Below are 21,900 nucleotides of genomic sequence, written 5' to 3'. Positions count from 1 at the left end.
CGAAATCTCGAGCCCGGATGAGCGAAACGATCGATTGCGTGGTGGTGGGAGCGGGCGTGATCGGCCTGGCGATCGCGGCGCGGCTCGCCCGTGCCGGCCAGGAGGTCATCCTGCTCGAATCGGCCGAGGCGATCGGCACCGGCATCAGCTCGCGCAACAGCGAGGTGATCCATGCGGGACTCTATTACAAGCCCGGCAGCCTGAAGGCCCGCCTCTGCGTTACAGGGAAGGACCGGCTCTACGCGTTCTGCGCGGCTCATGGCGTCGCGCACCAGCGTATCGGCAAGCTGATCGTCGCGACGGGACCCTCCGAGATCGCCGAGCTCGAGGCCATCGCCCGCAAGGCCGAGGCCAACGGCGTTCACGATCTCGAATGGATGGAGCCGGACGCGGTGCGGCGGCTCGAACCCGAGATCGCCTGTGTCGCGGCCCTCCACTCGCCCTCGACCGGGATCGTCGACGCCCATGGGCTGATGCTGGCGCTCCAGGGCGAAGCCGAGGCGGCCGGTGCCATGATCGCCCTGCACGCGCCGGCGGAGGCCGGCACCATCGAGGATCGAGGCTTCCGGCTCCAGGTCGGCGGCGCGCAGCCGATGGAACTGCGCTGCCGGCGTCTGGTCAATGCGGCGGGACTGGGCGCGCAATCCCTGGCGCGGGCGCTCGGCGGGCTCGATCCCGCGCTGGTGCCGCCGCTCCATTACTGCAAAGGAAACTATTTCAGCCTGGCCGGCAAGACGCCGTTCCGCCATCTCGTCTATCCGGCGCCGGACGATGCCTGGCTCGGCGTTCATCTGACGCTCGATCTGGCCGGCCGCGCCCGCTTCGGCCCGGATGTGGAATGGATCGAGCGGCCCGACTACACGGTCGATCCGAACCGCGCCGGCGCCTTCTACGAGTCCGTCCGCCGCTACTGGCCCCGCCTGCCGGACGACGCGCTCCTGCCCGCCTATTGCGGCGTGCGGCCGAAGCTGGTGCCGGCCGGCATCCCGTCACCCGATTGGATGATCCAGGGCCGGTCCGTGCATGGCGTGCCGGGCCTGGTCAATCTCTTCGGCATCGAATCGCCGGGCCTGACCTCATCGCTCGCGATCGCGGAGGAAGCGACGCGGTTGCTGGACTGACGACCGCTCCTGATTGCGCTCCCGCCGCCGGCTGCTATGCTCCGCCGAACCGACGACCCAGGGTGTGCAAAGAGCGCCCGGAGCACGCAATGCCGAGATTGACCGGATCGGAGTGCCGATGAGGGGTAAGCGGGCATTCGTCACGGGCGGCGGCGGCTTCATCGGCAGCCATCTGGTGGAACGGCTGGTGACCGAGGGCGCCGAGGTCACGGCCCTGCTCCACTACAACGCGGAACGCAGCATCGCGAATCTCCGGCATTTGCCGGCACCGCTGGCGCGGGAGCCGCGGCTGGTCTTCGGCGATATCGGCGATGCCGAGTTCCTCGCCAAGGCAATCGAGGGCAGCGACCTGGTGTTCCATCTCGCGGCGCTGATCGCCATTCCCTATTCCTATCGGGCGCCCCGCTCCTATCTCACGACCAATGCCGGCGGCACCCTCAACCTGCTCGAAGCCGCCCGTCGCGGTTCGGTCGGCCGCCTGATCCATGTCAGCACCTCTGAAGTCTATGGCAGCGCGCTCACGGTGCCGATCGACGAATCCCACCCGCTGCAGGCCCAGTCGCCCTACGCCGCCTCGAAGATCGCCGCCGACAAGTTCGTCGAGGCTTACCACCGTGCTTTCGGCGTCCCCGTGGTGACGGTACGTCCCTTCAACACCTATGGGCCGCGGCAATCCACCCGCGCCTTCATTCCGACCGTCATCACCCAGGCGCTGGCCGGCCCGACCGTCAAGCTCGGCGCGACCGCGCCGGTGCGCGACCTGACCTTCGTGACCGATACCGTCGCCGGCTTTCTCGCCGCCGCCGGGGCCGAAGGCATCGAGGGGCGGACCTTCAATCTGGGAACGGGCGCCGGCCACGGCATCGGCGACGTCGCCAGGACGATCCTGACGCTCATGTCCAGCGGCGCGGAGATCGTTCTCGACGCCGAGCGGCTCCGGCCGGACCGGAGCGAGGTCGATCGGCTGATTTCCGACAACCGCGCCATCTGCGATGCGACCGGATGGCGGCCAGCGATATCCCTGGAGGAAGGGCTGCGTCAAACCATCGCCTTCTTCCGCAACCAGCCGGCTTCGCCGGCACCGGACTCCTATGCCGTCTGACCAGCCCCGCGCCCAGGCCGTCGTGATGGCCGGCGGCAAGGGATCCCGCCTCTACCCCTACAGCGCCGTCCTGCCGAAGCCGCTGATGCCGCTCGGCGGCATGCCCGTGCTCGAGCTGCTGCTGCGTCAGTTCCGGCATCATCAGATCCGCGACATCGTCCTGGCCACCAATCACCTGAGCCATCTGATCCAGTCTTTCTTCGGGGACGGGCTGGGGCTGGATCTGCGCATCAGCTACAGCCGCGAGGACCGGCCGCTGGGCACCTGCGGCCCCATTGCCGCCGTTCTCGACCGGATGACGGAGAATTTCCTGGTCTCGAATGGCGACCTCCTGACCAACATCGATGTCGGCCGCCTTCTCGCCTTCCACAATGCCAACGGCGCCGATGCCACCGTCGCCACCTTCCGCCGCGACATGAAGCTGGAATTCGGCGTCCTCGATGTCGCGCCGGACAAGCGCGTGATCGAATACCGGGAGAAGCCGGAACATTCGTACAATGTCAGCATGGGCCTTTACGTCCTGCGACGGGAGGCGGTTCGGAACTACATCCCCGCGGAGACCCATATGGACATGCCCGCGCTCCTCAACCGGCTGATCGAGGTGGGACGTCCGGTTCTCAGCTTCCAGGAGGAATGCCTCTGGCTGGATATCGGCAGCCCCGACGACTACGCCAAGGCGCAGGCCATCATGGAGAGCAAGCCGTCCACCTTCCTGCCGCCGGATCGACCGCGCTCCTGACCGCGACCGCGTTCGCCTATCGATGGTCGTTCCGGTAGGCGGCAACGGTCCGGCGCAACCCCTCCTCCAGCGTCGTGCTGGCACGCCAGTCGAGACGAACAGCCGCCAGGTCGGCGTTGGCGATCACCGCTTCGCCCGCGGATTCATGGCCGCGGATTCGTCCGGCATCGCTCAGAATCGCGGCCCGCGAGCCGATCTGATCCAGGATCGTCTGGGCCAGAGCGCCCACCGTGACGCCGCGGCCGGAGCCGATATTGAACGTGCCGCCGACGGCCGCAGGCGATGCCAAGGCGCGGACGATGGCGTCGGCGACGTCCGCCACGAAGGTCAGATCGCGCGTGATGTCGACCCGGCCGAGACGAAGATCGCCGCCTTCCAGCGCCTGCGTCACGATCGTGGGGATCAGGGCCGCGCGCGACTGGCCGGGGCCATAGATGTTGAAGGGGCGCAGAATCACGGTCGCCAGGCCATAGGCGCGCTGATGGCAGCGCACCAGCATCTCGGCCGCCGCCTTCGAGCCTGCGTAGGGTGTCGCCGGCTCGAGGGGGTGATCCTCGGCAATCGCCCCGCCGCGCGGCGGTCCATAGACCTGCGAGGAGCTGACATAGACCAGCCGCTCCACGCCGCTGTTCCGGCACGCGTCCAGCAGATTGAATGTCCCCGCCACGTTGGTCCGGAAGAACGGCGCGGGATCGCGAAGCGAATCGGGAACGGACGCCAAGGCCGCCAGATGAACGACGGCGGCGACGCCTCGCACGGCTTCACGGACCGCGGCGGCATCGGCGATGTCACCGAGACGGATCTCGGTCTCCGCCTCGCTCTCGAACGAGAGCGGGGCCGTGCGCATGAAGCCGCGCAAGCGGGCGCCCTGCGCATGCAGGCGGGGAAACAGCGCCCGGCCGAGAAACCCGCTGGCACCCGTGACAAGGACGCGCTTGCCCGCGAGAGCCGATGCCCCGGCGGCGATCCCGTTCCCGCTCACGACGAGGTCTCCGTCCGCGACGCGATGCCGGAGAACGCGGCGACGGCGCTCCACCGCTCCAGGGTCTGCCGCTTCGCTTCCAGCCTCGCCCGCTCCTCGCTTGACGCCGCGGCGCCGTCCGACGGCGACTCCATCCATCGCCAGGCCCAGCCGTCGCGGTGCCGCAGAACGCGTCCCGTGCGGGCGAGGCGCAGCCACAAATCCTGCCAGGACAGCCGGTCGAGGGTGGTATCGAAGGCCCCGGTCCGGTCGAGCGCAGGGCGCGACAGAATGGCGATGCTTCTCGCATCCGGAACCTGTTCGCCCTCGGCCGCGCTCGCCGCCCTGTTCTCGCTCGCGCCATAGGGCCGACCGTCGATATGGAGCAGACGCATCGCGGCCCAGATCGCCACCGCATCGGGCTCGCCGCGCCGAAGCGTCGCCATCATCGATTCCAGGAGCCATCGGTCGAATCCATCGCCGGGCTCCAGGAAGCAGACATGAGGCGCTTGGCTTGCGGCCAGCCCTCGATTCCAGGCGGCGACGCGGCCCTGGGCGCTCTGACGCAGAATGCGAGCCTCGGGGAGTATCGCGCGGATGGCCCGGCGCACGGGGCGGCCCGGGCTGCTGCCATCGTCGACGACCAGGACTTCCACGCCGGGAAGGCTCGCACCCGACAAGGATACGAGCGTTCGGGCGGCTTCCGCGTCGGGCCGGGTCATCCAAAGGATGCAGGACAGAACGGGTGCCGATGCCTCGCCGCCGCGGGTCCGCCAGTTCCGTGCTGCGGGAATCGCAAGGGGCTGCTGAGCGAGAATCCTGGAATGCAGACCGGACAGATCGCCGTCGCTTTGCCGCGACCGGACGGGAGCGCCGGACCATATCGCCGCCATGAAATCCTGACGCGGCCGGGGCAAGGGAGCGCGGCGCAGGTTCTCGCGCAGGGTCAGGGCCGACTGGGGATATGTCTCCAGGAGCCGGCGCAGCGCCATCGCCGACCCGTCGATGTCCTCCGGATCGATGATCGGCGGAGCGATCGACGGGTGCCGCGCCGCGAGGAAGCCGGCAACGCCGGCATGTTTCGAGAGGAGGACGGGACAGCCGTTGGCGAGCGCCTCGATGGCGACATAGTTGAAGGCGTCGGTGCGCGAGGGAACGACCAGGAGCGAGCGGCCCCCATAGACCTGTTTTCGCACCTCCTCGTCCGGCAGCTGGCCCACATAATGGGCCTCGATATTCCGTTCTGCCGCCAGCGCCTCGATCCGGTGGGACCAGCGCTCTCCGTCGACCCACAGGTTGTCGGGACCCGCCAGGCGGCAACGCCCGTAGAGGCTGCGCGGCAGGCGGGCGGCGATCTCGACGAAAAGATCGGGCCCCTTGTTGCGGTCGAGGCGGCCGACATACCACAAATCGGGCGGCCCTTCGCCCGGAGGGTCGGCGGCAGGCAGCGGAAAATCCTCCAGCGCGTCATGCATGTCGACGGTCGCGATCGGCAGCTCCCGTTCCGCGTTCAGCCCGGCATGCAGATCCGAGATCGTATAGCGGATATCGGCAGCGGCCATGCTGCGCCGCTCGGCATCGGCATAGATCGCCGCATGCTTGCCGATGCCCTCGCTTTGATAGGCATTGCGCGTGCTGGTGCTGAGCCAGCCCAACAGCCCGATGCTGACCCGGCCGACGGCGATGCCGTAGGCCGCGAAGACCGGCCTTATCAAATGTGCCGCGGGAAAGAATGACGGAATTTCGACGATGTCGAAGCTCGATCCTTGCCAGGCCAGCGCGATCCGGCACAGGAGCGCCAGGTGATCGACGTCCAGCCATTCGAGCGCGAGCCTGGAAATGACGTCCCACACATCCGTGAACGAATCGAAGCCGAACGGCACGGCATTGGCGGGAAGGTGCCGCCGCATCGCGGCTTTGAGATCCGGACCGCGGGACGGGTAATGGAAATCCATCCGACGATGGCGCGATACGACGCGCCGATAGAAGGTCTGCCCGCCGCCAACCGCGCTGAAGAAATCGAAATCGAGGATCAGAACCCGCATCGGCGGCCATTCCCCATGGAGGAGTCCCGCGGCATGGCCGGCTCAGCGCCCGCCCTGCGCCACGATCTCCTCGATCATGCGGCTCCAGGACGGCGCGACCCAGCCGGTCGCCTGGCGAAAGCGGCCGCCGTCGAGACGCCGGTCGCAATAGGGCTCGGCCGCGGGATCGATTCGGGTGTCCAGCCCATAGGCGTCGCGCAGGCGGCAAAGCAGCTCATACTTGGAGAGCGGTTCCGCCGCGACATGCCACAACCCCTCGAGGCGGGGATGATCGCGGGCCAGGTCTGCGATCATCCCGGCCGCGGTGACGGTGCTGAGCCCCGTGAATCGCGCTTCGGTGAAGCCGGTGAGCGGCGACCGGGCATTGGCGAGAAACCATTCCACCAGGCCGCGTCGCCCCTGCAGCTCGCGTCCGATCAGCGACAAGCGAAGCGTGATGCAGCCCGGCCCGTCGATCTCGCCCAGAAGCTTCGACCGGCCATAGAGATCCGTGGCATCGGGAAAGTCCCTCTCGCGATAGCCGTCGGCGCCGCGATTGCCGCCGGCCGCTCCCGAAAAGACGCAGTCGGTGCTGATGTGAATGAGGCGAACGCCGGCATGACGGCAGAGAACCGCCAGGCGATGCGGCAATACGGCATTGACCAGGATCGCCGTCGCATCGGAATCCGGCTGCAGGCGCTGCTTGACGAGACCTGCGCAATTGACGACCAGCTCGGGCCGGGTGCGCGCAAAGACGGTTTCGAGCGTGCCGGGGCCGGTCAAATCGGTATCGGGCAGAACCGCGGCGACCGTCAGCCGGGACGGCCAGGTCGACAAGGCGCTCCTGATCGTCGCCGAAACCTCGTGCTCCGCCGCCAGCCGCGACGCCACCGCGTGGCCCAGCATCCCCATTCCGCCGAGGACCAGAACGCGCATGGCTCCCTCGTCAGGCCCGCCCCCAGGATGGACGAAGATATCCCGTCACGATCCGGGTCACGGTCTGGCTGACATTGGGCCTTCGATACTCGGCGGGCGCGGACCCGTCGACCGGGCCGTCGAGCGCCGCCTGCACCGCCCGCAGCATGTCTCCGGGTTCGGATCCCGCCAGAATGTTGGAGCCGGATTCCAGCGTCTCCGGACGCTCCGTCGTATCGCGCAGCGTCACATTGCGAAGACCGAGGATCGCACATTCCTCCTGCACCGTGCCGCTGTCGGTCAGGACACAGTGCGCGGCTTTCTCGAGGGCCACGAAATCGAAGAATCCGAACGGCTCGCAGGGCCGGATGCCGGCGCCGGGGGCGATTCCTCCGCCTTCCAGCCGGGAGCGAAGCCGGGGATGGGCGCTGAGGATGACCGGAAAGCCCGTCGTCGCGGCGATCCGCTCGAGACCCTCCATGAGCCGCGCCAACCGCACGGGCTCGTCGGTATTCTCGGCGCGATGCAGCGTGGCGAGCAGGAATTTCCCCGGCGAGAGATCCATCCTGTCGAGCGCGGTCGAGGCGGCGATGGCGGGCTCGAAATGCTGCAGCACCTCGAAGATCGGATTGCCGGTCACGTAGATGCGCTCCTCCGGCACCCCCTCGCGCGCCAGATTGCGCCGGCTGCGCTCGGTATAGGGCATGAGGACGTCGCTCACCTGGTCGATGAGGCGCCGATTGACCTCCTCGGGCACCCGGTCGTCATGGCAGCGGTTGCCGGCCTCCATATGAAACACCGGGATGCCCATCCGCTTGGCGACGATGGCCGACAGCGCGGAGTTGGTGTCGCCCAGCACGAGAAGCCGGTCCGGCCGTTCCTGCGCCAGCAATGTCTCGACCCGTTCGAGGATCAGGCCGGCCTGGCGGCCGAAGGAGCTGCTCTCGATGCCGAGACGATGATCGGGCGACCGCACCCCCAGCTCCGAGAAGAAGATGTCGGACAGCCGCGGATCGAAATTCTGTCCGGTATGCACCAGGCGATGATCGCAGAGCCGGTCCAGGCGCGGGATGATCAGCGACAGCCGGATGATCTCCGGCCGGGTGCCGAGAATCGTGACGATCTTCACGGCCGCACGCGGACCGACCCTGGCGCTCTCACGCCAGAATCTCCTCTTCCGATGACGCCGCTTCCGCCGGCATCAGCGATCGCCGCTCCAGCAGGGCGCGGATCTCGGCCGCCGGCATGAGGCTGTCCGCCGAGCTGTATTCGCCGGAGACCGCGGGCGCCTCGCGGGAATCGCGGCGCAGCTCCGGCAGAATGGGCGCGATGACGAAATAGTCTCCCCGCCGCACCGTCCGCAAACGCTCTTCCTCCGAGATCAGGATCTCGTGGATCTTTTCACCCGGTCGCATGCCGGTGATCTGAATCTCGATCGGCCGGTCGCCGATCATGACCTTGGCCAGATCGAGAATGCGGGCGGCCGGGACCCGGGGCACATAGATCTCGCCCGAGCGTCCCTCGCGCAGGGCGGCCGCGATCGTATCGACGGCATCGTCCAGGGTGAGCAGGAACCGCGTCGTGACGGGATCGGTCACCGTCACCGGGCCGCCCGTGCGGATCTGCTCGACAAAGAGAGGGACGACCGATCCGCGCGACGCCAGGACATTGCCGTACCTGACCATGACGAAACGGGTCTTGGGAACATCCAAGCCGGCGCGCATCAGGACGCGCTCCTGGATGGCCTTGGTCATGCCCATCACGTTCACCGGCTTGACCGCCTTGTCGGTCGAGACGCCGACGACCGTCTCGATAGGAAGGTGAAGGTCCCGGATGGCCCGGACGATGTTCTCCGCCCCACCGACATTGGTGCGGACGGCCTCCTCGGGAAAATACTCGCAGGTCGGAACCTGCTTCAGGGCCGCCGCATTGACGACGATGTCGATTTCCGCCATCGCCGCGGCCAGCGCATGCAGGTCCCTGATATCGCCGATCCGGAACTGCAAGCGATCGGCAAAGTTCCGGTAGATGACCTCGTCCGTCGGCGAACGCAAACGACGGTAATGGACGCGCAGGGCATGCTGCTTGGCTTCGTCGCGCGAGAACACCACGACGCGTTTCGGCAGCCCCAATTCGCCGGCCAGGAGACGCCGCAGCAGCACTTTGCCGAGCGACCCCGTCCCGCCGGTGATGAGCACCCGTTTGTCCTGGAAGATGGTCATGCGATCGGAAGCCTCTCCGATCTGCGGACTGCAACCATGCGCGGCTCGGTCTCGATTGCGGTTGTGCGGCCAAGCATCTTCGGACACATTAGCCCAGCATCGGACCGGTGTTAACGAGGTATCGGCGGACCGTAAGCGCCCCCCGGACCTTGCGAAACTTCCGGCCCGCTGACATCCAGGGTTGCGGCCGCCCCTCTCGACACCGGACAACGCAGAACACCCTCCGATCCTGTCATGGAATCGAGACACCCGCCGCCAAGGATCGTCGTCGATGGACGCGAAGGGGAAGAGGGCCGAGCACTGATGGTGCTCTCCGCCCTCTATCATTGCGCCGAGGCGCTGGTCGACCGCCCAATCCTCTTCGTCGATGTCGAGTCCGAGGCCGTCCAGATCGGCGTCGAGGCCCTCTGCTGGGATACCGGTCTCCAAGCCACGACCTTGCCACCGCGGCAGCCGCTGTCGCTGGATCGGACCTGCCTGTTCGCCGCCATCCTGCGTCGGGGCGTCGCCGGGCCACGGCTCCATGCGGCCCGGCAGGCAGGGGCGACGACGCTGATCGCCGTCCAGTTCCCGTCCTCGTATGCAGATGCAGGCGTTCTCGATCTCGTCCCGGCCGCTCACGATCCCTGCCGATTCGCGGACCGCCTGGTTGCGGCGCTCGCCCAGGCGAAGATCCTGTGACGGAGGCGCGGGCATGGCCGGCGTAACCTCCCCTGTCGTCCTGGTCGTGGCCTTGCCCGACAGCGTCCATGCCCAGCGCTGGATGAAGATGATGCGCCGGCACGGTTTCCGACTGCTGCTGCTGCCGATCTATGCCGCCGCGGTCGACGATCCCGACGACTGCTGGCGGATCGTGGGCGATCGCGAAGCAGGCGAGACCTTGCTGCCGGGACAGATCGGAATCATCGACCTCGCGGCACTGCGCGCCCGCTCACGCCTGCCGGCGAAGGCGGCTCGGTTTCCGGCGAAGGAAGATTCGGTCAGCGTCATCCGCAACCTGATTCCCCCGACCGACGTCGTCGCCGCCATCCAGGAATTTTCCCCGGACCTGGTCCATTCCTTGGAGATCCAGCATGCAGGCTATCTGTGCCTGGCGGCCAAGCGATGGCTCGGCACCAGGTTTCCGCGATGGCTCCTGTCCAACTGGGGCAGCGATGTGTTCCTCTACCGGAAACTGCCTGACCATGCCGCGATTCTCAAGGAGATCGCCTGCAGCATCGACGCCTATCTGTCCGAATGCCGCCGCGACGTCAACATCGTCCGGGAGCTGGGCTATGCGGGGCCGATCCAGGATCCCCTGCCCGCGTCCGGTGGCATCGATTTCGCGTCGGTCCCCTCGCTCGATGCGCTCCCGCGGCCGTCCCGCCGGCGGATGATCCTGGTCAAGGGCTATCACAATTGGGCCGGTCGCGCGCTCCATGTGCTCTCGGCGATCCATCTCGCGGCGGCAGAGCTTCGGCATGTCCCGATCCGCGTCAACCTGGCCTCGACGGAGGTGAAGGCAATGATCCGGGACATCGCCGAGAACGACGGCCTCGATATCGAGGCCGCGCCCCATCTTGCGGACCATCGCGACGCCGTGGCGCGGCTGGGCCAGGCCCGCATCACGCTCGGTTTCGGCATCTCGGATGGCATCAGCACGACGCTCCTCGAGGCCATGGCCGTGGGCACCTTTCCGATTCAATCCGACACGTCCTGCGCCTGCGAGTGGATTCGCAACGGCGTCGACGGCATCATCCTGCCGGTTCACCAGACCCGGGATCTCGCGAGCGCGCTCGTGCGGGCCTCGAAAGATGACGCTCTGGTCGATAACGCGGCGGCCCGCAACCGCGGCGTCGTGGAGGCCCGCTGGAGCGCCGCCCGGAACGGACCGATCGTCGCCGAGTTCTACCGCGCGATTCTGGCCATGACGCACGCCACTGCCGGGCGCGGGGTCGCCCGACAATGACCGGGACCGTCCCCCTCGTCTCGATCGTCATTCCCGTCTTCAACGGTGCGAACTATCTGGGCCAGGCGATCACCAGCGCGCTGGCGCAGACCTGGCCGAACCTCGAAGTCATCGTCGTCGATGACGGCTCGACCGACGACAGTGCCACCCGGTCGGTGATCCAGTCGTTCGGCGATCGCATACGCGCCTTTCATCAGCCCAACGGCGGCGTCGCCGTCGCGCTCAACCGCGGCATCGCGGAGGCCGCCGGCGACTTCATCAGCTGGCTCAGCCATGACGACCTCTACGATCCACGGAAGGTCGAGATCCAGATGCAGCGCCTGTCGGCAGCGCCGGGCCCCTGCATCGTCTTCGGAGACTACGACATCGTCGATCGCCATGGCCGCTTCCTTCATCGCTGCGAGGTGGGCATCGGCTATGACGAGAATGTTTCGCTGTGGGCCATCCTGGAATCCCGGATCAATGGCTGTGCCCTGCTCCTGCCCCGGGAATGTTTCGACAAATGCGGGCTCTTCGACCCCGCCTTGCCGACCACCCAGGACTACGACCTCTGGTTCCGCATGGTCCGGCATTACCGCTTCGTGCACCAGGCCGGTCCCCTGGTTCGGCAGCGCAGCCATTCGGAGCAGGGATCGCTCTCGCCACGGCATGCCGACGAGGCAAGCCTGCTGTGGTGTCACATGCTCGATCGTCTCGATGCCGACGCCATGTCGGCCGCGGCGGGCACGCCGATCCGCTTCCTGCTGAGATTGCGCCGTGCGCTTCGCCGGACCGGCTACGAGGGAGCGAAGGCCCGGGTCGAGGCGATGCTCGATGCGGAGATCGCGCGGATTCCCGTGACGCTCGCCCTCGCCGTCACGCCGGCCCTCGATATCCACGCGGCCGCCGCCCAGGTCCGCCGGCAGGGAATCAGGAATCTGACCCTTGTCCTCCTGGACATCAGCGGAACGTCCGGCGATTCGCTGCTGCTGCGCGACCCCGACGCGGGCTTGATGGGGCCCGTGTACCGCCTGCCCCACCGTGTTCATCCGGCCCATCTTCTGTCCCTTGCCAGAACGCTGGCTGACGGCCGCTACTTCATCTGCCTGGGTCCCACGGGGGGAGAGGGAGCCGACGGGTTGCGCGCGGCCATCGAGAGCATGGAGAACGATCCGTCGCTCGGCTGCGTTCTCGACGGCCGGCCGGCCGGCACGGCCCCTTCGGCTTTCGGCCCCTTCGAAGGCGGTGTCGTCGGCGCCGCCGCCCTCGACGACGCGATTCGCGCCTGCGACGGCGAGGAGAAGCGACTCGCCCAGAGGCTGGCCTTGTCCGCCCGCATCGAGCTCATGTCGTCCGTCGCGACCGACGAGAAGCCGGAAGCGCCGGCCGGAACCGGGCAAGCCGAGGCCGGGCGCGATCGGGCAGACCGCTTTCCTGCCAAAGCCGAACTGGGGCGCAGTCTCCTGGCGAAAAGCACGCGATGGCTCGTCCTGCAAAGGGGGGTTGGAACCACGCTGCTGCAGGCGGCCGGCTTCCTCAGCCGCTATCTGCCTCATGAGCCGGCGCGGTTGCGGTTACGCCGCAGCGTGGAAGTCCTGTTTCGCGTCGCGACCTTCGTCGACGCCAACTGGTACTGGGCCCGCTATCCCGATGTCGCCGCCGCGAGGCTCGACCCCGTCGTTCACTATCTCCTGGCCGGCTGGCGCGAGAACCGCGACCCTTCGGCCGAGTTCAGCACCCGGGCCTATCTCGAAGCCCATCCCGATATGGCGAAGGGCCATGTCAACCCTCTGACGCACATGACCGTGTTCGCCAAGGAGCCTCCCGGCTCGTTCGGCAGGCCGGCGGCCTCTGGGCGCCACGGCCACAAGGGGGTGGAAAGCGTGGTCGAGACCGCCGGCGACCTGGAAGCCGCGATCGGCGCGCTCTCCGGGGATCACACGCCGGGACGACCCGGCCTGCTGCTGGTGCTGCACCCTTATGGCGGCGGGACGGCGCGCTACGCCAGCGTTCTGGGGACGTTTGCGTCGCGGTTCGTCAACGTGACCTACGCGCTGGGCGTCGAGGATCGCTATTTGATCCTGTCGCGAACGGCAGAGGGTACCGATCCCGTGAAGATCGATCTGTCGAGCCACCTTCCGCTCGCCGTGACGCTGCTGCGGCGGCTGGGGATGGCGCGGGTCGATATCCTGCATACCATTGGGATCGAGGGCAGGATCGACGAGCTGCTTCACGCGCTCGCCATCCCTTATGACGTCACCTTGCTCGACTACCACTTGCTGGCGACGCAGCCTCATCTTTGCGGCAGCGACGGCCACTTCATCGGCGACGACAAGCTGACATCCGGTAAAGCGCCGCTGCTGCGCCCGGAGCCGAGCCCCGTGCTCAGGGGGGCCGCCCGCATTCTCGCCTGCAGCCGCGATCTGGCCGGCCGCGCGGCACGCATCGCACCGGCCTTTCCGCCGCTTCCGGTCAAGCTTCCCGAGCCCCACGCGCCCGAACGTTTCCGGGTGTCGCCGCGCCCCTTCTCGCCCGACGACACGCTCCATGTATTGATGATGGGCATGATCGGTCCCGTGAAAGGACTCGACATCCTGGAAGAGGTCCTGCGGCTGATCCGATCGAGAGACCTGCCGATCTTCCTCCATCTGCTGGGCAAGGTCCCGATCGACTGGCCTCCCCCCTCGCTCCTCGATCGCCGGCTCCAGATTCATGGCCCCTACCGGGAGTCGGAGCTCACGACCTTGATCTGCCGCATCCGTCCGCATCTCGCCTGGTTTCCCTTCCAGGCGCCGGAAACACACAGTTTCGTGCTGACGGACGCCCTGCTGAACGGCCTCCCGATCCTGGCCAGCGATATCGGCGCCATCGGCGAGCGCCTGGAAGATCGGGACCATACTTGGCTGCTGCCCTGGCACACGTCGCCGGCGGACTGGGTCTCGTTTCTCGACAGGCTGCGCAGGGAGCGATTGACGCCGCCTGCCATCGGCAGCCGGGCGGACCGTCTGCCGCCTCTGGCCAGGCAATTCTACGAAACCGAGTATCTGCGACCACTCCTCGAGAGCCACGGCCGGTGACGAGCTTGCCGCGGCAGGCGACACCGCCGCGGCCATGCCCTCATGGCAGCCGCACGAGGCAGCGATGGATCGCGCCGGTCCGTGCCCGCTTTGCGGATGACGAGGCTTCGCCTCAGCGTTTGGGGCTCGAGCCCGGGTCACCCGGCACGCCATAGGCCGGCGCCGACCCCGGATCGACGGCGCGGGTCTGGTAGGCCTCCATCTGCGGCTCGTAAGCGTCCCAGAGCTGCCGCAGATGGGCGATCGGTGCGACATCGTCCCAGTCGACCCGAAGATCGACCAGCGGCCAGATCCGGTCGCGCACCACGATGAGCCCGCCCGAATGGACGGGGCCCAGCTCGCCGCCCGCGACGACCCCTTCCTCCAGCGCCCGCAGCAGCCGCTCGGCCAGATGGACCGCGCCGTTGGCCTCGAAGCTCCTGACCATCGCCTTGGGTACATTGGCGTTGCGCAACAGATTGCCGGCCGCGATGCAGTCTTGGCCCGGATGGATCGCGTGGGTCCCGAGCGTCTTGGCCCCGCCATGGAAGGCCGTCGCGCCGCGGCGGTCGATGGCGATCACCTGGCGATATTCCGCATGGGCGGACTCCGCCATCACCTTCTGCAGCGCGTCAGGGGCGCTGGCCCCCTTCTCCATCGCGTCGAGCGTGCGCGGTCCGATCGAAGGATCGGTGACGTTCTGGGTCGAGACCGCGCCGACGCCGGCCCGCGCCCAGGGGCAGCGGCTGGTGACCGCGATGCTGGAGGTGGTGATCGCCACCCCGAACATGCCGGTCCGCTCGCAGCGGCCGGCGATCGAGAATGTCATTTCCCCTTCGCCTTCTTCTTGGCCCGTCCGCCCTTGGCGGCCTTTTCTTCCCGCGCGGCGCGCTCTTCCGGGATCACGGCCTCGACATCGATCTCCATCACCCATTCCGGGCGGGCCAACCCCTGGACGATGAGGCCGGTCGAGCAAGGATAGATGCCCTTGAGCCACTTGCCTATCGTCCGGTAGACGGGCTCGCGATAGGCGCGGTCGGTGATGTAGATCGTGACCTTGCAGATATCCTCCATCCGGGCGCCCTGCTCCTCGAGGAGCACCTTCACGTTCTTCATGGCCTGCTCGGCCTGCGCCGCCGGATCGCCGACGCCGACCATGCGGCCCTTCAGGTCCTGGCCGACCTGCCCGCGCAGGAAAATGTGGTTGCCGGCGCGCACCGACATGCAGAGATCGTTGTCGAGCTTCTGCTCCGGATAGGTGTCGCGGGTGTTGAACTTGCGCTTGCGGATGTGGCTCATGCCGGTCCCCTGAAATGGATCGATCGTGACGAAGGCCGGGCGGAAGCGGCCGACCATGCGAATGCGCCCCGCCCTGTCGGCATCATCATGCCGGGAGAACGGGGGCGCGGTAAACGTGTTCGGTGGATTGCCGGCCTCAGGCTGGCTTCTTCTTGCCCTGTTCCATCACCCTGTCGGACAGGTCGGCCGCCTTGCGCACGAACTCGAGCGGCCCGTTCCAGCCGAAATTCATGTAGACCGCGTTCAGATGCGCAAAGGGCGGCGACTGCGCGAAGAGCTCGAAGGTCACGCGGTGGCCGGCATAGTCGGAATTGAGCAGGTCGCGCGCGAAGGCCAGGAGCTTGCGGCGGTCCTCGGCGACCCAGTACTCGTTGACGTTATAGAACTTGTCCATCCAGGCCTTGGTCTCGGGATGGTCGAAGGTCGCCGAGTCCGGCGTCACGCAGATCTGGCCGCCGCAGAGCTCGCGGGCGATATGCATCATCTCCGGCAGCTTCGAGCAGGCATGGACGCGGCCGGTATAGAGCAGCGACTGGTTGGGCATGAGAAGCCCGGCCGGGCTCTTCTCCGCCATCGCGATCGCCGCCGTCATATGCGCGTTGATGGTCTCGCGGTAGCAGGCGAGCAAGGCCAGCTTCTCGCGCACCGCCTGCTGCTGGTCGAGGCCGGTCTGGCGCACGTTGAAGAGCGCCGCGCCGATCATCATGTCGGCGACATAGAGCAGCCGCAACACGAAGGGGAAGGCGCTGTAGCGGTGGAGCGTGCCGCGGATGAAGGACGCCGCGCGCGTATGGCGGTAGAAGAGGACGTTCTCCCAGGGGATCAGGACGTTGTCGAAGATCAGCAGCGTGTCGACCTCGTCGAACTTGTTGGCGAGCGGGTAGTCGCGGGCCGGCGCGCGTCCGGCGAAGCCGGTGCGGCAGATATGCTTCAGCCCCGGCCGGTTCATCTCGCAGATGAAGCCCACCGCATAGTCCGAGAGCTTGTCGTCGCCCCAGTTGGCAATGGTCGGCTTGACGAAGGCCTGGTTGGCGTAGGCGGCCGCGGTCTCGTATTTGGCGCCGCGCACCACGATGCCGGCATCGGTCTCCTTGACCACATGCAGCAGCATGTCGGGATCCTGCTCCTGCGGGCGCTTGGAGCGGTCGCCCTTGGGATCGGTGTTGGCGGAGACATGGAAGGTGTCGGAGCGCAGCGCCTTCCAGATGTGATTCCTGATATTGTCGGCGAAGCGCGGATCGACCTCGCGCAGCACGTCCTGGCCGTCATAGAGCGACCACATCTCGCCGATGGTCTCGTCGCCGACGCGGACGACCACGCCGCCCAGATCCTTCATCACCGTGTCGACGGCGCGGCGCTTGGCCTGCCAGTCCTCCTGGGTGAAGGGCAGCTTGTAGCCGATGCAGTTGGTCTCGCGCGTTTCCTCGTCGGTATAGGTCATGACCGGCGCGAGCCTGCTGTCATGCGCCATGTCGTAGATGCGCGCCCGGGCATCGACGATCGGCTTGAAGGAGGGATGGCGCGTCACGTCCTTGACGCGATCGCCGTTGATCCAGACCGCGCGGTCGTCGCGCAACGATTCACGATACTGCTCGCCGGTCCTGATCATGCCGCCCCGTGGCTCCGTTGCCCTGCATGAAGCCTCGCCGCCCGAGGCCTTTGCGGATCGGATGCATTCTTGACCGGCGGCCTTCAAAGCAGAAATATTATTTTTCTAAGATTTGCATAGGGAATTCCTATGAACTTCACCTTGAAGCAGCTGCGCTATTTCGTGGCGGCGGCGGAGACCGGTTCGATCACGGCGGCGGCGCGCCGGCTGCACATCTCGCAGCCCTCGGTGTCGGCCGCGATCGCCGAGCTCGAGGACAGCCTCGGGCTCGACCTCTTCCTGCGCCATCATGCGCAGGGGCTGTCCCTGACCCCCGCCGGCCGTCGGCTCCAGACGGAAGCCGCGGACCTCCTGGCCCATGCCGAGGAGCTGCGCCAGGGTGCTCTCGATCTGAGCCAGCGCCCCGGCGGCGAGGTCGAGCTGGGCTGCTTCCAGACCTTCGCGCCGATGCGTGCGCCGGGCATGCTGCGCGCGCTCAAGAGCCGGTTCCCCGACATGACCGTGCGGGTGCGCGAGGAGCATCTGGCGGGACTGCTCGAAGGCCTGAGGCGCGGCCGTTTCGATCTCTGCCTGACCTACGATCTGGGGCTGGGGCCGGAATTCGCCTTCGAGACGCTGGCCGACGTGCCGCTCTATGTGATGCTGCCGGCGCGCCACCGGCTGGCCGGCCGCAAGACCGTATCGCTGGCGGACCTGGTCGAGGAACCGCTGGTGCTGCTCGACCTGCCGCAAAGCCGGGACCACTTCCTCTCCGTCATGAGGGGCCGCGGGCTCGAGCCCAGGATCGGGCATGAGACCAGCTCCTTCGAGATGGTGCGCGGCCTGGTCGCCAACGGCTTCGGCTACGCCCTCATGCATTCGCGCCCCGCGAGCGAGCGCTCGCTCGACGGGCAACGGCTGGCCTACCGGCCGGTGAAGGAACCGGTTCCGCCGCAGCGCCTGGGTCTGGCCCGGCTGGCCGGCGCCCGCCCGACCCGGGCCGTGCAGCGTTTCACCGAGTTCTGCCGCGAACATTTCGCGGGGCTGGGCTGAGGTCCGGACCCGGCTGCCGACCGGCCGCCGCGGCCGCTCGCGGCTCAGAATCTATTTCTTTCAATCAGTTATAGCCTCGCTGGCCAGCACGTAAATTTTCCTTCATCCTTGTCCCGGGTGGACCACAAAGGGGGAATCCGGGTTTCCGTTCGGAGGAAGGGACGGAAGCCCAGGCCGTACCGGCGACGAGAAACGAAGCGGAGTACCCGCCCCGTCATTCGCCCGGCCGGCCCGATCCAACAATCCCCCAGCGGCCTGCCCGGGCAAGGAAACCATATCCAAAGGGGGATATCAGTCATGGCTGAAGATGCGGGCGGCGTCCGATACGAAACCGTGGGCGCCGACTATTTCGAGAAGCGCGGCATGCGACGCTATGCGCGTGTCGGCTCGCTCTGGGCGCTGGGCGTGGGCGCCGTCATCTCGGGACATTTCTCGGGCTGGAATTTCGGCATCGGCGTGGGCGGCTGGGGCGGCCTGCTCTTCGCCGGCATCATCATCGGCATCATGTATGTCGGCCTCTGCTTCTGCCTGGCCGAGATGTCGCCAGCCCTGCCGCATACCGGCGCCGCCTACTCCTTCGCGCGCTCGGCGATGGGTCCCTGGGGCGGCTATGTCACCGGCCTCGCGGAGAACATCGAGTATGTGGTGACGCCCGCCGTCATCACCTTCTTCATCGGCTCCTATATGGGCGGCATCTGGGGCGGGATATTCGGGGCCGATAGCTGGCTCGCCTCCAACGGCGCGCAACCCGTCTGGTGGATCGTCTTCTACGCGGCGTTCCTGCTCCTCAACCTGCTGGGGGTCGAGCTCTCATTCCGGGTCTCCGTGATCGTCACCCTGCTGGCGCTGGCCGTGCTGGTGGTGTTCTGGATCAGCGCGATCCCGCATTTCGACTTCTCACGCTATGCGCTGAACATCGGCACCGACGAGAGCGGCGCCCTGGTCGAGCTGCCGGAAGGCGGCGGACCGCTGCTGCCCTTGGGCTGGCACGGCGTCTTCGCCGCCCTGCCCTTCGCCGTCTGGCTGTTCCTCGCGATCGAGCAATTGCCGCTCGCCGCCGAGGAGAGCCACGATCCGAAGAAGGACATGCCGAAGGGTCTGATGCTGGGCATCCTCACGCTCTGCATCTCGGCCACGCTCGTCACCTTCCTCAATCCGGGCATCCCGGTCGGCGACGGCACCCATTCGGGCGCCTTCTATCTCGGCACCTCCGCCGAGCCGATCCTGGACGGGTTCCGCGTGACCCTGCCGCAGCTCGCCAACATCCTGGCGCTGCTGGCCGTGGTGGGGCTGATCGCCAGCCTGCATACCATCATCTATGCCCAAGGCCGGCAGATCTATTCGCTCTCGCGGGCCGGCTACTTCCCGCGGGCGCTCTCGGTCACCCACGGCACGCACAAGGTGCCGCATGTGGCGCTGATCGTCGGCTCGCTGGTCGGGTTCCTGCTGATGCTGATCGTGTTCTGGGTCCGGGGTGCCGATGCGGGTGCCGTCATCGGCGGCACGCTGCTCAACATGGCGGTGTTCGGGGCCACGATCTCCTACGGCTTCCAGGCGATCTCCTTCATCCTGCTGCGCAAGAACCTGCCGCATATCACGCGTCCCTATCGCAGCCCGGTCGGCGTGCCGGGCGCGGCCGTCACCTTGGCGATCGCGGTCGTGACGCTCTATATGCAGCTCCAGGATCCGATCTATCGCGACGGCGTCTATTGCGCCGCCGCCTGGTACGCGGTGGGGCTGATCTATTTCGCCGTCTATGGCCGCCACCACCTGGTGAAATCGCCGGAAGAGGATTTCGCCAACACCGAGCGGGCGAAGGCCAGGGCGACGGGTCACTGACCTTCGGCTCGACCGGATTGCAACCGGAGGGGGTGGGAAACCACCCCCTCTTTTTTTTATGCCCGCTCGCCAACGAACCAGGCCGGGCAGAGCACGCAACCCACCAGCATCCCTGTCCCATCGGCGATTTTCCTGCCTGACCGGGCAGGTGGGAATGCCTGATGGTTACGGGAATTTAATCCCTCCCATCCGGGGCGGATCGAGGACGGCGTCCCGGCGAACCGCTACCCTTCTCGCGATACGGGAATCGGGGCGACGTCTCGATAAGAAAGCGGTCGGATCAACCGACCGGGGAACGTCGCTCGGCGCATCCATGGGCTGCGCAATCAAAGCCCAATTTCAGGGGAACGATAGCATCATGTCTCAGAGTCCCAAGGATCCCGGCTACCACGGGGTCGACGCCGACGTTAAGCAGCTGCACAGCATGGGCTATGCGCAGGAACTGTCGCGGCGCATGGGTGGCTTTCAGAACTTCGCCATCTCCTTCTCGATCATCTGCATCCTGGCCGGCGGCATCACCGCTTTCCCGGCCGCCTTCAGCGCCGCAGGCGGCGCTTCGGTCGGCTATGGCTGGCCGCTCGCCTGCCTCTTCGCCCTGGTGGTCTCGATCGCGCTGGGCCAGGTCGCCTCGGCCTATCCGACCGCGGGCGGCATCTATCACTGGGCCTCGATCCTGGGCGGCAAGGGCTGGGGCTGGGCCGCGGCCTGGTTCAACCTCGCCGGCCTGCTCTTCGTCGTCTCCTCGGTGAATTTCGGCGTGTTCCTGCTGTTCCGCGACCTGTTCCTCGCGGGCGTGCTCGGCATGGATGTCACGAGCTGGACCACCGCCGGCATGTTCGACAGCGGCTGGTGGATCCAGACCATCTTCATCACGATCATCACGGCGATCCAGGCGATCATCAATCACCGCGGCATCCGCCTGACGACGGTCCTGACCGATTTCTCGGGCTATCTGATCTTCGTCGGCTCGATCGTGCTGACGATCGCGCTTCTGGTCTATGCGCCGAGCCTCGATTTCTCGCGGCTCTTCACCTTCACCAACTACACGGGCGATGCCGGCGGCGGCGTCTGGCCGGCGGCGCAGACCTCGGTCTTCCTCGCCTTCATGCTGGGCCTGCTGCAGGGCGTCTATACCATCACCGGCTTCGACGCCTCGGGCCATACCTCGGAAGAGACCCGCAACGCCGCCGTCGAGGTGCCGAAGGGCATGTATCGCTCGGTCTGGTGGTCGTTCCTCTTCGGCTATGTCATGGTCTGCGCCTTCGTGCTGGCCATGCCTTCCATGGACGAGGGGGCCAAGACCGGCTGGGGCTCCTTCAATTATGTGATGGCCCAGTCGCCGATGCCGGATGTGCTGCGCAAGCTGCTCTACATCGTCATCGTCGTGTCGAACTTCCTCTGCGCGCTGTCGGGTCTCACCTCCTGCTCGCGCATGCTCTACGCCTTCTCGCGCGACGGCGGCATTCCGTTCTTCTCGAACTCGCTGAAGAAGGTCAGCGTGGCCTTCCGCACGCCGGTCAACGCCATCTGGGTGGCCGCCATCCTGTCGATCGTGGCGACCCTCTACGGCGATGCCTTCTTCGTGCTGGCGACGGGCTGCGCCGTGTTCCTCTATATCTCCTATGTCATGGCCATCGGCGCCGGGCTTCTGGCCGAAGGCAAGAGCTGGACGCAGAAGGGCCCGTTCAACCTGGGCGGCCTTTCCAAGCCGATCGCGCTCTTCGCCGTCATCGGCTGCCTGATCCTGATCGCGGTCGGCGTGCAGCCGCCCAACGAGAAGGTCGGCTATCTGATCGTGGCAATGATCGTTGCCGGCGTGGTGATCTGGTATGCCATCGAGAAGCGCCGCTTCGGCGGGCCGCCGATCGGCGAGGCGATCGCCCGCAAGCAGGCCGAGATCGCGGCCCGGGAGAAGGCCCTGGGGGGTGCTGCGGAGTAACCCGGCGAGCCCTGCTTTTTCAGCAGGTCTGCAAACGGAAAGGGCGCCCTCTGGGCGCCCTTTCTCGTTTTGACAAGCCCCGGCCGGGAGGCGCAAATAGGCGCCGGCCGCACCT

General features: G+C 67.1%; 16 protein-coding genes. 8 read left to right on the top strand and 8 right to left on the bottom strand.

From position 1 onward, the window contains the following. The first annotated feature begins 17 nt into the window (after positions 1-17). The 3 genes from FRZ61_RS06825 (at position 18) to FRZ61_RS06815 (ending at position 2,962) form a co-directional block, all read left to right on the top strand. Positions 18-1,121 carry an NAD(P)/FAD-dependent oxidoreductase gene (locus FRZ61_RS06825; RefSeq protein WP_151115989.1) on the top strand — a complete coding sequence of 368 codons (1,104 nt, stop codon included), beginning with the start codon at positions 18-20 and terminating at the stop codon, positions 1,119-1,121. Positions 1,122-1,239: 118 nt separating this feature from the next. Then, the gene (locus FRZ61_RS06820) at positions 1,240-2,223 is read left to right on the top strand and encodes a GDP-mannose 4,6-dehydratase (RefSeq protein WP_151115987.1); all 984 of its coding nucleotides are present in this window, start codon (positions 1,240-1,242) and stop codon (positions 2,221-2,223) included. Beyond that, positions 2,213-2,962 (top strand): nucleotidyltransferase family protein, encoded by a 750-nt coding sequence (locus tag FRZ61_RS06815; RefSeq protein ID WP_151115985.1) that lies wholly within the window; start codon positions 2,213-2,215, stop codon positions 2,960-2,962. Before FRZ61_RS06820 ends, FRZ61_RS06815 begins: the two co-directional genes overlap by 11 nt. A 16-nt stretch (positions 2,963-2,978) precedes the next feature. On the opposite strand, the gene FRZ61_RS06810 is transcribed toward FRZ61_RS06815, so the two are convergent. Genes FRZ61_RS06810 through FRZ61_RS26570 form a run of 5 tightly spaced genes read right to left on the bottom strand, consistent with a single transcriptional unit; the run spans position 2,979 to position 9,780 of the window. Then, positions 2,979-3,944, bottom strand: coding sequence for an NAD-dependent epimerase/dehydratase family protein (locus FRZ61_RS06810; protein WP_191909331.1), 966 nt, complete (start codon positions 3,942-3,944; stop codon positions 2,979-2,981). Beyond that, positions 3,941-5,968 (bottom strand): glycosyltransferase, encoded by a 2,028-nt coding sequence (locus FRZ61_RS06805; RefSeq protein WP_151115981.1) that lies wholly within the window; start codon positions 5,966-5,968, stop codon positions 3,941-3,943. The genes FRZ61_RS06810 and FRZ61_RS06805 overlap by 4 nt, the downstream gene beginning before the upstream one ends. Before the next feature lie 42 nt (positions 5,969-6,010). Next, a complete protein-coding gene (locus FRZ61_RS06800; protein WP_151115979.1) occupies positions 6,011-6,883 on the bottom strand; it encodes a dTDP-4-dehydrorhamnose reductase family protein in 873 nt (290 codons plus the stop codon). A gap of 10 nt (positions 6,884-6,893) precedes the next feature. Next, complete coding sequence (gene wecB / locus FRZ61_RS06795; RefSeq protein WP_151115977.1) at positions 6,894-7,991, bottom strand: non-hydrolyzing UDP-N-acetylglucosamine 2-epimerase; 1,098 nt, start codon at positions 7,989-7,991, stop codon at positions 6,894-6,896. 28 nt (positions 7,992-8,019) lie between these two features. After that, positions 8,020-9,780 carry a polysaccharide biosynthesis protein gene (locus tag FRZ61_RS26570; RefSeq protein WP_225309153.1) on the bottom strand — a complete coding sequence of 587 codons (1,761 nt, stop codon included), beginning with the start codon at positions 9,778-9,780 and terminating at the stop codon, positions 8,020-8,022. Between FRZ61_RS26570 and FRZ61_RS06785 the strand changes: the two genes are divergently transcribed. Both FRZ61_RS06785 and FRZ61_RS06780 read left to right on the top strand, forming a co-directional pair. After that, positions 9,779-11,032: a glycosyltransferase gene (locus tag FRZ61_RS06785; RefSeq protein ID WP_191909330.1), complete on the top strand. Its 1,254-nt coding sequence runs from the start codon at positions 9,779-9,781 to the stop codon at positions 11,030-11,032. The genes FRZ61_RS26570 and FRZ61_RS06785 overlap by 2 nt on opposite strands. After that, on the top strand, positions 11,029-14,088 hold the full coding sequence (locus FRZ61_RS06780; protein WP_151115973.1) for a glycosyltransferase: 3,060 nt from the start codon (positions 11,029-11,031) through the stop codon (positions 14,086-14,088). The genes FRZ61_RS06785 and FRZ61_RS06780 overlap by 4 nt, the downstream gene beginning before the upstream one ends. A gap of 112 nt (positions 14,089-14,200) precedes the next feature. Here FRZ61_RS06780 and FRZ61_RS06775 read toward each other — a convergent pair whose 3' ends face one another. The 3 genes from FRZ61_RS06775 to FRZ61_RS06765 form a co-directional block, all read right to left on the bottom strand. After that, a complete protein-coding gene (locus tag FRZ61_RS06775; RefSeq protein ID WP_151115971.1) occupies positions 14,201-14,896 on the bottom strand; it encodes a DUF1028 domain-containing protein in 696 nt (231 codons plus the stop codon). Continuing rightward, positions 14,893-15,423 carry a RidA family protein gene (locus tag FRZ61_RS06770; protein ID WP_225309152.1) on the bottom strand — a complete coding sequence of 177 codons (531 nt, stop codon included), beginning with the start codon at positions 15,421-15,423 and terminating at the stop codon, positions 14,893-14,895. The genes FRZ61_RS06775 and FRZ61_RS06770 overlap by 4 nt, the downstream gene beginning before the upstream one ends. Positions 15,424-15,502: 79 nt before the next feature. Continuing rightward, positions 15,503-16,975: a 4-hydroxyphenylacetate 3-hydroxylase family protein gene (locus tag FRZ61_RS06765; RefSeq protein ID WP_151115969.1), complete on the bottom strand. Its 1,473-nt coding sequence runs from the start codon at positions 16,973-16,975 to the stop codon at positions 15,503-15,505. Positions 16,976-17,104: 129 nt separating this feature from the next. Between FRZ61_RS06765 and FRZ61_RS06760 the strand changes: the two genes are divergently transcribed. From FRZ61_RS06760 to FRZ61_RS06750, 3 genes are all read left to right on the top strand, one after another. After that, positions 17,105-18,007: a LysR family transcriptional regulator gene (locus FRZ61_RS06760; protein ID WP_151115967.1), complete on the top strand. Its 903-nt coding sequence runs from the start codon at positions 17,105-17,107 to the stop codon at positions 18,005-18,007. Positions 18,008-18,304: 297 nt separating this feature from the next. Next, entirely contained in the window at positions 18,305-19,846 is a 1,542-nt protein-coding gene (locus FRZ61_RS06755; RefSeq protein ID WP_151115965.1) for an amino acid permease, read from the top strand. 358 nt (positions 19,847-20,204) lie between these two features. After that, the gene (locus FRZ61_RS06750; protein WP_151115963.1) at positions 20,205-21,785 is read left to right on the top strand and encodes an amino acid permease; all 1,581 of its coding nucleotides are present in this window, start codon (positions 20,205-20,207) and stop codon (positions 21,783-21,785) included. Positions 21,786-21,900 lie beyond the last annotated feature (115 nt).

It is taken from the genome of Hypericibacter adhaerens (genome assembly GCF_008728835.1).
GTDB lineage: Bacteria > Pseudomonadota > Alphaproteobacteria > Dongiales > Dongiaceae > Hypericibacter > Hypericibacter adhaerens.
Note: the sequence above shows the minus strand (reverse complement) of the source record. Positions and strands in the feature narration are given on the sequence as shown.